The organism is Pseudomonas sp. Sample_21, assembly GCF_004307525.1.
Lineage (GTDB): Bacteria > Pseudomonadota > Gammaproteobacteria > Pseudomonadales > Pseudomonadaceae > Aquipseudomonas > Aquipseudomonas atacamensis.
Map to the genome: position 1 here is coordinate 1 of NZ_RCNZ01000077.1, position 10,735 is coordinate 10,735.

The 10,735-nt window shown below is 62.0% G+C and carries 6 protein-coding genes; 5 read left to right on the top strand and 1 reads right to left on the bottom strand.

The features are described 5' to 3' along the window. Positions 1-263: 263 nt before the first annotated feature. Entirely contained in the window at positions 264-1,889 is a 1,626-nt protein-coding gene (locus D8U71_RS13610) for a PvdJ/PvdD/PvdP-like protein (protein WP_130887963.1), read from the bottom strand. A gap of 208 nt (positions 1,890-2,097) precedes the next feature. On the opposite strand from D8U71_RS13610, the gene pvdM reads away from it, so the two are divergent. From pvdM to D8U71_RS13635, 5 genes are all read left to right on the top strand, one after another. Next, positions 2,098-3,462, top strand: coding sequence for a pyoverdine-tailoring dipeptidase-like protein PvdM (pvdM, locus tag D8U71_RS13615; protein ID WP_130887964.1), 1,365 nt, complete (start codon positions 2,098-2,100; stop codon positions 3,460-3,462). Further along, positions 3,459-4,745: an aminotransferase class V-fold PLP-dependent enzyme gene (locus D8U71_RS13620; protein ID WP_130887965.1), complete on the top strand. Its 1,287-nt coding sequence runs from the start codon at positions 3,459-3,461 to the stop codon at positions 4,743-4,745. Before pvdM ends, D8U71_RS13620 begins: the two co-directional genes overlap by 4 nt. A 36-nt stretch (positions 4,746-4,781) precedes the next feature. Beyond that, on the top strand, positions 4,782-5,669 hold the full coding sequence (locus D8U71_RS13625; RefSeq protein ID WP_016773898.1) for a formylglycine-generating enzyme family protein: 888 nt from the start codon (positions 4,782-4,784) through the stop codon (positions 5,667-5,669). Between the two features lie 112 nt (positions 5,670-5,781). Then, entirely contained in the window at positions 5,782-7,431 is a 1,650-nt protein-coding gene (locus tag D8U71_RS13630) for a cyclic peptide export ABC transporter (RefSeq protein WP_024012358.1), read from the top strand. Positions 7,432-7,546: 115 nt separating this feature from the next. Further along, positions 7,547-10,030, top strand: a complete 2,484-nt coding sequence (locus D8U71_RS13635) for a TonB-dependent receptor (RefSeq protein WP_177434113.1) — start codon at positions 7,547-7,549, stop codon at positions 10,028-10,030. Positions 10,031-10,735: the final 705 nt, after the last annotated feature.

Genomic DNA, 10,735 nt, shown 5'->3' on the forward strand with positions numbered 1-10,735 from the left:
GAGCGAGCTTGCTCGCGAAGAGGTCCTGTCAGGCACTGATGCATCTGAATGACACTCCGCATTCGCGAGCAGGCTCGCTCCCACAAATGGAATTCGGTCTGGACCGAAATCTCCGCCACGGCCAAGGCCCCATGTGGGAGCGAGCCTGCTCGCGAAGGGGTCCTGTCAGGCACTGATGCATCTGGATGAAACTCCGCATTCGCGAGCAGGCTCGCTCCTACATGGGATTGCGACCAATTCAGAGAGAGTGTGTTTGAACCAATCTAGAGCTGTCGGCCCTTGACCTTCAGGTGCCGCGCATACCAAGGTCGCTGCGGGACTTTACGGAACAGCTCGGTCATGTTGTCTTCGTCGCCAAAAGTGATACGCAGCGCCAGTTTCATGGTTTCCGGGTCCATCTCCACGGATCGCCCAGCTTGCAGGCCGGGCACGGTGCTGCAGCCGTGGGTGTCGGGGCCGAGCCAGGGGTCGGCGATTTCCACCCAGCGCCCCGGTGCAAACCATGGCACGCCGTTGACTTCCAGACGGCTCACTTCGCCCGGATGAAAACGTTCATGGGCGCGGAACCAGTCTTCCAGGCGATCATCGATCCAGCCGTGGAAACGCCAGAACACCGGGTTCACATGGGAGGAAAACGGATCACCGAGAAAGTCGTTTTCCGGCGCATACCAGCGCGCAGCGAAGTCCGCCTGATCACGCGCCATCGGCACCGGAATGTCGTTGGACGGATCCCGTGCCACCGAAGCCCAGCGCATGTGCAGCCAGTCGTGCAGGCCCAGTTCGACTTCCGAACCGAACTGGCCAAGGGTCAATTTCGACAAGTAACGCGGGTCGCGGTACTGCGATTCCCAGACCAGGAAATTGCTCTGGAAAGTCTCCGCCGCTTTGATGTCGCTGACCCATTTGGTGTACTCGTCATCACCTTCGGCCAGCCAGGTCGGCGGCAGTGAGTTCCCGTCGTGGTTGTCGAAGTAACGGGCGAAACCCTGCCGGTCACGTTCCAGCTCAGGCTGCGGCTGCGGGAACGCCGGCCAGGAAGGCAAATCCTGCATCGAACGGGCGATGCCGAGCATGTGCCGATGCATAAAGAAAAAATCCACGCCCGAGCCATTGCGATCCTTGCTTGGCCCACGGGCGTCGCGCTCCTTGTCACGCGGCCCGGGCTGCCAGCCGATGCCGCGCAGCGCTTCGCGTTTTTTCTCCGAGAGCTTGTGCCACTTGTCGCGGGTGGCGTGCCAGAGCTGGTGGAACAGGCGATGCTCGGGCGCCACCAGCCAGGCCAACAGTTGCGGATTGAGCCCAGTGCGTTCACGGGCCTCGGGAAAACGCCGCTTGATGGCGATGAACTGATTGTCCAGCTCGGGCAACGCCAACGGCCGGTCCAGACGCAGCACTTGCCCGGTGAACGTGGCGCTGCCGGCATTGCCGAACGCTGCCCAGACTTCATCCAGTTTGACTTTTAATTCATACACCGGTGGCGCAAGTGGCGCATCGGTGCGCAGCAGGCGCCAATACATCTCGGCGCCGTTGCCCGGTGCCAGATCGCCAATGACTTGATAGCGCACAGGCCCTTCGGCACGCAGATTGGTGCCGGTGTCGAGATAGCCGCGCAAGCCGCGCCCACGATGGGCGATGTCGAGAAACAGCTCCAGACCTTGCGCAGGCAGACCATCAAGCCCCGCCGCCGCACCGGTAAAGCGAATGTCCCAGACCCCACGCAAATTGTCCGCCAGCTGTTGCCCGGCGGTGTCCGCCAGATCGACCGTGGCCTCGCCCGGGGTGATCGGAAACTCCTCGCGAGTCAGTTCACGATGTGCATAAAAAGCGGCAGGCAGCGCGGCGCCCGTGAGTGCCATGCCCGCCATGAACCAGCGTCGAGAGATCGTCATTGCCCTACCTGTGTCAGCCATGAAGCAGGCTTTATCCAAGCTAGAACGTTTGCTCATCGCTGAAATTTACGCCGCCGACAAAACATCATCCGCGCCGCTGCCGGGCATTTGTAACGCACACCTAAATTAGCCGTGCAGCCACTCGTTCTTCCCAGATAGCAAAGGCCCCTGCGCCTGTACCTCGACGGCGAACCTGAATGAGATGGCAATGACAAAACCGCGTTGGAAAAAGGCTCTATTCATCGGCCTGCCGCTGGCCCTGGCGATCAGTGCCGGCGCAGGATTTCTGGCCTGGGATTACTGGAACAACCCCGGCTACACGGTGAAGGTAATGAAACAGGCGACGGAGTTGCAGGATCGCCTGCTGTCGTTCGACAGCCACATCACCGTGCCGCTGAGTTTCGGCAGCCACGACCACGAAGCCGACAAGGATGGCTCGGGCCAGTTCGACCTCATCAAGGCCAGTCGTGGGCGCTTGTCCGGCGCCGCGCTGACGGTGTTCGGCTGGCCGGAAATGTGGAACGGCCCGAACGCCCCGCACCGTCCCACCGAGGGTTTTGTCGAAGAAGCGCGCAATCAGCAGGAGGTGCGTTACAAGATCATTTCCGGGATTGTCCGCGACTTCCCCAATCAGGCCGGCATCGCCTACACGCCGGATGATTTCCGCCGTCTGCACGGCGAAGGCAAGTTTGCGATTTTCATCAGCATGCTCAACGCCTATCCACTGGGCAATGATCTGAGCAAGCTCGACCTGTGGGCCGGGCGCGGCATGCGCATGTTCGGTTTCAGTTACATCGGCAACAACAGCTGGGCCGACTCATCGCGACCGCTGCCGTTTTTCAATGATTCGCCCGATGCCCTCGACGGTCTGTCGGACATCGGCAAACAAGCGGTGCAGCGCTTGAACGATCTGGGCGTGATCATCGATGTTTCGCAGATGTCGACCAAGGCCCTCGAGCAAGTCGCCGAACTGAGCCGCACACCGCTGGTGGCCTCGCACTCGGCGCCCCGGGCGGCTGTGGATATCCCGCGCAACCTCAGCGACAAAGAGCTGCAACTGATCAAGAACAGTGGCGGCGTGGTGCAGGTCGTCGCCTTCTCGCAGTATCTGAAACCGTTGACCCAGGGCACGCAGGACAAACTCAATGCGCTGCGTGCGCGCTTCGATCTGCCGCCACTGCCCAACCTCGCCATGGCACTGATGCCGGGCGATCCGATCATCACCGCCTGGTCGGAACAGAAGCTCGGCCAGTACGCCAGCGGCCTCTACGCGATCCTCGAAGAAGAACCGAAAGCCACTCTCAAGGACTTCGGCGACGCCATCGATTACACAGTGCGCAAGATCGGTATCGACCACGTCGGCATTGCTTCGGATTTCAACGATGGCGGCGGCATCAAGGGCTGGGAAAACGTCGGCGAGATTCGCAACGTCACCGCCGAACTGCTGCAGCGCGGCTACTCCGAAGCGGATATCGCCAAGCTCTGGGGCGGCAACTTCATGCGCGTCTGGGATCAGGTACAAAAAGCCGCGAAACCGGCGCTGGCGTCACGCCAGGAGGTGGCGCGACCATGACTGATCGTCGCACTTTCCTGAAGCAGGCCGGCCTGCTCGCCGCCGCCCTGCCCCTGGGCGCCAGCCTGAGTGCACCGGCGGCCATCGCTGCCGCGCCGACTGCGTCGCGGGACAAATGGGCGCAGTTGGGTCAAATGTTCGATCAGGATCCTCAGGCGATTCACTTCGCCAATTTCCTCGTCACCTCGCATCCTAAACCGGTGCGCGAAGCCATAGAACGCCATCGCGCGGCGCTGGATGTGAATCCGGGTCTGGCGATGGATTGGGATCTGGGCGTCACCGAGAAGCGCGAAGAAAACGTGCGCCACTGGGCCGGCCAGTATCTGCAAGCCAAACCGGCGCAAATCGCCCTGACCGGCAGCACCACCGAAGGCCTGGCGATGATCTACGGCAGCGTGCAGGTGCGCGCGGATCAGGAAATCCTCACCACGGTTCACGAGCATTATTCGACGCGCAACATTCTCGATTTCCGCAGCCGTCGCGACGGCACGCGAGTGCGCAAACTCAAGCTGTTCGAAACCCCGCAGAGCATTTCGCTGGATCAGGTGCTCAACACGATCAATCGCAATATCCGCCCCGAGACCCGCGTGCTGGGCATGACCTGGGTGCATTCGGGCAGCGGCGTGAAGCTGCCGATCAGCGAGATCTCGCGGCTGGTCGACGAGCACAACCGCCAGCGCGACGACCAGGATCGGCTGATCTACGTGGTTGATGGCGTGCACGGTTTCGGCGTCGACGACCTGAGTTTCCCGCAGATGAACTGCGACTTTTTCATCGCCGGCACGCACAAGTGGATGTTCGGCCCGCGCGGCACCGGCATCGTCTGCAGCCGCACTGAAGAACTGAAATACGTCAGCCCCAGCGTGCCGACCTTCTCCGAGGCCACGGCCTTCTCGACCATCATGACCCCGGGCGGCTACCACGCCTTCGAGCATCGCTGGGCGCTGGACGAAGCCTTCAAGTTGCACCTGCAACTGGGCAAAGCCGAGGTGCAGAAGCGCATTCATCAGCTCAACAGTTACCTCAAGCAACGCCTGCAAGAGCACCGCAATATCGAGTTGGTGACCCCGCTCGACTCGCAGTTCTCCGCCGGCTTCACCTTCTTCCGGATCAAGGGCCAGGACAGCGACGCAGTGGCCGCCTGGCTGATGCAGAACCGGGTGATCTGCGACGCGGTCAGCCGCGATGTCGGGCCGGTGATTCGCACCGCCCCGGGCTTGCTCAACAGTGAAGCCGAAGTGGATCGCTTCATGGACATCCTCGGCAAAAAGCTGCTTGCCTGACCCTCGACTGCCGTTTTCCTTTCAAAGAGACGACCCATGAAAAAGCCTCACGCGTCACTCCTCTCCAAAGCCCTGCCCGCACTGGCGCTAAGCGCCCTCTGCGCTGCGCTGTTGCCCGGCAGCGCGCTGGCGGCGACCGCGCCTGCTGCGGGCAAAGTGTTCAAGGATTGCAAGGACTGCCCGGAAATGGTCGTGTTGCCAACCGGCAGCTACACCATGGGCACGCCGGATGATGAAGTCGGCCGGCAGCCGGACGAAGGCCCGCTGCACACGGTGACGTTCAGCAAACCGTTCGCTATCAGCCGCTCACAGGTGCTGGTGGGCGAATGGGACGCCTACGTGCGCGAGACCGGCAACAAACCTTACGACTTCGATGACCGCCCCGGCCGCCGCTGCACCGCCGGCAAACCGGAATTCAAACAGACGCCCCGCGATCCGGCGGTGTGCATGAACGTCGCCGAAGCCCAGGGCTACATCGACTGGCTGTCGAAAAAGACCGGCCACGCCTATCGCCTGCAAAGCGAATCGATCCGCGAATACGCCGCCCGTGGCGGCAGCACCGGGCCTTTCCCCTTCCCGTTCGATGAGGGCAAGGATTACCAAATTTCCAAGCACGCCAACACCTACGGCGCGGCCGACGGCTACAACTTCACCTCGCCGGCCGGCACCTTCCCGGCCAATGCGTTTGGCGTGTTCGACGCCCACGGCAACGTCTACGAATGGACCGCCGACTGCTACCACCCGGACTACTCCGGCGTGCCCGCCGACGGTCGCCCATGGACCCAGGAAAACTGCGAACGCCAGGTCATGCGCGGCAACGACTGGGGCGAAGCGCCGATCTTCTCGCGCTCGGGCAACCGCAACAGCAGCTGGCCGACCAGCAAGGGCGACTGGCTGGGCTTTCGCGTAGTACGCGACCTCTGACACCACTGCCCTCGACGAGCGCAGCCACGCCTGCGCTCGGTTAAAGAAACTCCGCGACCATTCGTTTTCCTTAAGTACCGGCACTCCCTCCGCATCGAAGCAGGAATCCTCCATGACCAAGCCTACGCGTGGGGCGATCAACGAATTGTTCGCCCTGCTCAAGCCCTTCCGCCTGATCGTCTCGGCGTCCATCGTGCTCGGCATGCTCGGCGGCCTGAGCGTCACCGTGCTGCTGGCGACCATCAACAACGCCCTGCATTCCGATGACGGCCTGACCCGCACGGTGGTGATGATCTTCGCCGGCCTCTGTGCCCTGGCCCTGCTGACCACGATCCTGTCGGACATCGGCACCAACTACGTCGGCCAGCACATCATCGCCAAACTGCGCAAAGAACTGGGGGAGAAAGTCCTGTCGGCGCCGATCGACCAGATCGAACGCTATCGCAGCCATCGCCTGATTCCGGTGCTGACCCACGACGTCGACACCATCAGCGACTTCGCCTTCGCCTTCGCGCCCCTGGCGATTTCGATGACCGTGACCCTTGGCTGCCTCGGCTACCTGGCCATGCTGTCTTGGCCGATGTTCCTGATGATGCTGGTGGCCATCGCCATCGGCACCACCATCCAGGCGATTGCGCGGGCCAAGGGCATGCGCGGTTTCTACGCCGCGCGCGATTCCGAAGACGAACTGCAGAAGCACTACAACGCAATTGCCGAAGGCGCCAAGGAACTGCGTATCCACCGGCCGCGTCGCCAGCGCATGTTCGTCGCCGGCATTCAGAAAACCGCCGAGAAAATCTGCGACACCCAGATCAGATCGATCAACACCTTTGTCATCGCCAAGTCGTTTGGCTCGATGCTGTTCTTCGTGGTCATCGGCATGGCCCTGGCCCTGCAATCGCTGTGGCCGAGTGCCGACAAAGCGGTGATGAGCGGTTTCGTTCTGGTGCTGCTGTACATGAAGGGGCCGCTGGAACACCTGATCAGCACCCTGCCAATCATCAGCCGCGCACAGATTGCCTTCCGCCGCATCGCCGAACTGAGTGAACAGTTCTCTTCACCGGAACCGCACCTGTTGCTGCAGGATCAGGGCAGCAAGCCGGCCGCCGTCAACAGCCTGGAACTGCGCAACGTGCGCTACGCCTTCCCTCCCGTGGAAGGCAGCGAACCGTTCCGCCTCGGGCCGGTGAACCTTCGTATCGAACAGGGCGACATCGTGTTCATCGTCGGTGAGAACGGCTGCGGCAAAACCACGCTGATCAAACTGTTGCTGGGGCTATATGCGCCGACCGAGGGCGAAATTCGCGTTAACGACAAGCCGATCACTGCGGTCAACCGCGACGATTACCGGCAGAACTTCACGACGATCTTCGCCGACTACTACCTGTTCGATGACTTGATCCAGGGCGATCGTGAAGTGCCGCAGGATGCCACCCGCTACCTCGAACGTCTGGAGATTGCGCACAAGGTCAGCGTGCGCGACGGCGCGTTCAGCACCACCGACCTGTCCACCGGTCAGCGCAAACGCCTGGCACTGGTCAACGCCTGGCTCGAAGAGCGCCCGGTGCTGGTGTTCGATGAATGGGCGGCGGATCAGGACCCGACCTTCCGGCGGATCTTCTATACCGAGCTGCTGCCCGACCTCAAGCGTCTGGGCAAGACCATCATCGTGATTTCCCACGACGACCGTTACTTCGACGTCGCCGATCAACTGGTGCGCATGGAGGCCGGCAAGGTCAGAAGCGAACTGCAAACCGCTTGATCGAGGCAGCCGCGACCGGGCCGGAGAAAAAACTTTTCCGGTTTGCCGCGGCTTCCTCGTCTTAATGAGATGAATAAGAACCATTAACAACTATACCTGCCAAGGTCTTAACCTCATGTCCGCATCCCGTTTCATGCTTCGCCCTCTGACTCGAGCCCTGCTGATGCACGGCGCGACCCGCACACGCCTGGCCGGTAGCGGCCTGGGTCTGGCACTGACCCTCGCGACAGCACCGTATGTCCAGGCCCAGGAATGGACCCTGAACATCCCGGCCCAACCGCTGGCCCAGGCCCTGCAAACCCTCGGTCAGCAGACCAGCCTGCAAATCGTCTACAGCCCGGAAAGCCTGCAAGGCCTGCGCTCCAGCGCCCTCAACGGCCGCTATCAGGATGACGAGTCGCTCAAGGCCATGCTCAGCGGCACCGGCATCCGCTATCAGCGTGACGGCAACACCGTCACCGTGCTCGGCCCGGCCACCGGCGGCAGCGCGATGGAACTGGCGCCGACCAACGTCAACGCCAACCGCCTCGGCGCCACCACCGAAGGCAGCAACTCCTACACCACTGGCGGCGTGACCATCGGCAAGGGCGTGCACTCGCTCAAGGAAACGCCGCAGTCGGTCACGGTGATGACCCGCAAGATGCTCGACGACCAGAACCTCAACACCATCGAACAGGTGATGGAGAAGACCCCGGGCATCACCGTCTACGACTCGCCAATGGGCGGCAAATATTTCTACTCGCGCGGTTTCCGCATGACCGGCCAGTACCAGTACGACGGCGTGCCGCTGGACATCGGCAGCAGCTACGTGCAGGCGGACAGCTTCAACAGCGACATGGCCATCTATGACCGCGTGGAAATCCTCCGCGGTGCGGCCGGCATGATGAAGGGCGCGGGCGGCACCGCCGGCGGCGTCAACTTCGTGCGCAAGCGCGGCCAGGACACCCCGCACACACAGCTGTCGCTGTCGGCCGGCACCTGGGACAACTATCGCGGCCAGGTCGACACCGGCGGCCCGCTGAACGACGCCGGCACCGTGCGTGGCCGCGCCGTGGTGACCCAGCAGACCCGTCAGTATTTCTACGATGTGGCTGAACGCCGCGACCAGATCTACTACGGCGCCCTGGACTTCGACCTCAGCCCCGACACCACCCTCGGTCTGGGCATGGCCTATGAAGACGTCGACGCCACCCCGTGCTGGGGCGGCCTGCCGCGCTACGCCGACGGCTCCGACCTGCACCTGAAACGCTCCACCTGCCTGAACACCTCGTGGAACAACCAGCGCAGCAAACGCGCCACCTACTTCGCCGACGTCAAGCACCAGTTCAACGACGATTGGTCGCTGAAAGTTGCCGGTGTCTACTCGCGCAACACTCAGGACATGGAATATTCCTTCCCGAGCGGCACAGTGCCGTTGGGCGCCACCGCCACCAATACGCTGATGCTCGGCAGTACCTATGACTACGATCAGCGCGACTACGGTTTCGATGCTTACGTCGACGGCAAATTCGACGCTTTCGGCCAGCAGCACGAACTGATCGTCGGCGCCAACGCCAGCCGTTCGCACAAGGACGACTTCTACGCGGTGGCGGCATTGCCACAGCGCCAGAACGTGTTCAACCCGAACCACAACATCCCGCAGCCGGATGAAAGCTACTACCTGGCCAACGCCTCCCGTGGCGGCCCGGTGGACATGCACATCAAGCAATACGGCGCTTACTCGATCGCCCGCCTGAAACTCGCCGACCCGATGACCCTGGTACTCGGCAGCCGGGTCAGCTGGTACAAATCCGACACCGACTCGGTGCAGTACTTCCGTGGCGAAGGCACCGAGGTCAACACCCAGTCCACCGAAACCGGCCAGGTCACGCCGTTCGCCGGCCTGCTCTACGACCTCAACGACAACCTGACCGCCTATGCCAGCTACACCGACATCTTCACCCCGCAAGGCTCGTACAAAACCATCGACGGCAGCACGCTCAAGCCGCTGATTGGCCAGAGCTACGAGCTGGGGATCAAGGGTGAGTGGTACGACGGTCGCTTGAACACCACGTTCAACCTGTTCCGCACCATCCAGAAAGACGCGGCCCAGGATGACCTGCGGTGCGAAGACAGCTCCTGCCAGATCAACTCCGGCAAGGTCCGCGCCCAGGGCTTTGAAGCTGAAGTCAGCGGTGAAGTGATCGACCGCCTGCAATTGCTGGCCGGTTATACCTACACCCAGACCAAAGTGCTGGAAGACGCCGATGCTACTCAGGATGGCGCGGTCTACAACTCCTACGTGCCGCGTCACCTGTTGCGCGTCTGGGGTGATTACGCCCTGAGCGGACCGCTGGACCGTGTGACCATTGGTGCGGGTGTCAATGCACAGACGGGCACCTACCGCGTTTCGCCTCTGGGCGGGGACAATGTCGATGGCGCGGGTTATGCGGTCTGGAACGGTCGCATCGGTTATCGGATCGATGACACCTGGTCGGTGGCGTTGAACGGCAATAACCTGTTCGACAAGCGTTATTACGCGACCATTGGTACCGAGGGGTTCGGTAACTTCTATGGGGATCCGCGCAATTTTGTGATGTCGGTGAAGGCTGATTTCTGATTGGTCTGATGTTGTTTAGAAGCCCCGCTTTGGCGGGGCTTTTTGGTTTTTGGGATTGGGGGCATATCCGTTGCTGCGGGGCTGCCACTGGCGGTTTCGCTCTTACAGCGAGTCACCTTTTCCAAACGCCGGAGTGCCGGCCCGGCGAAAAGGTAACCCAAAAGGCTTTGCCCCGGCGTACGGCCCGCTCGCTGGGGCTCGGGGTACCTTCGTTACGGGACCGATCCGGGCGCAGCCTGCCGAAGGGGCAAAAGATCAAGAGCCAGAGCAAAAGCCCCTCACCCTAGCCCTCTCCCGGAGGGAGAGGGGACTGACCGAGGTGTTCAGGCGAAATACGCCGACTTGCGATATCGAGTCGAATGCAGACTCTGAAAAGCCCGCAAATCGGCTCCCTCTCCCTCGGGAGAGGGCTGGGCGGGCGGCGTTCCGATGAGGGGCGAATCCAACACAGATCCAAAGCAGACCACACGCTTTTCACCACTCAACAATGAGCGTTAGCTCGAGTGCTTTTGATCTTGATCCACCGGCGACGTCGGAAGGCTGAGTGGAGGGATTGATCCGGGGGTGGGAGCGCAGCGACCGTCTGGCGCAGCCAGACACAGCGGAAGGAGGTGCAGCGAAGCAAACCGGAGCCGCTGCGCCCGGATCAGTCCCGCAGCGAAGGAACCCGAGCCTGCGAGGGCCGAACGTAGGAGCTAGCGTTTT

Coding starts and splice junctions, on each gene's coding strand:
- D8U71_RS13610 (WP_130887963.1), bottom strand. CDS start 1,889: ATGACGATCTCTCGACGCTGGTTCATGGCGGGCATGGCACTCACGGGC.
- pvdM (WP_130887964.1), top strand. CDS start 2,098: ATGACAAAACCGCGTTGGAAAAAGGCTCTATTCATCGGCCTGCCGCTG.
- D8U71_RS13620 (WP_130887965.1), top strand. CDS start 3,459: ATGACTGATCGTCGCACTTTCCTGAAGCAGGCCGGCCTGCTCGCCGCC.
- D8U71_RS13625 (WP_016773898.1), top strand. CDS start 4,782: ATGAAAAAGCCTCACGCGTCACTCCTCTCCAAAGCCCTGCCCGCACTG.
- D8U71_RS13630 (WP_024012358.1), top strand. CDS start 5,782: ATGACCAAGCCTACGCGTGGGGCGATCAACGAATTGTTCGCCCTGCTC.
- D8U71_RS13635 (WP_177434113.1), top strand. CDS start 7,547: ATGTCCGCATCCCGTTTCATGCTTCGCCCTCTGACTCGAGCCCTGCTG.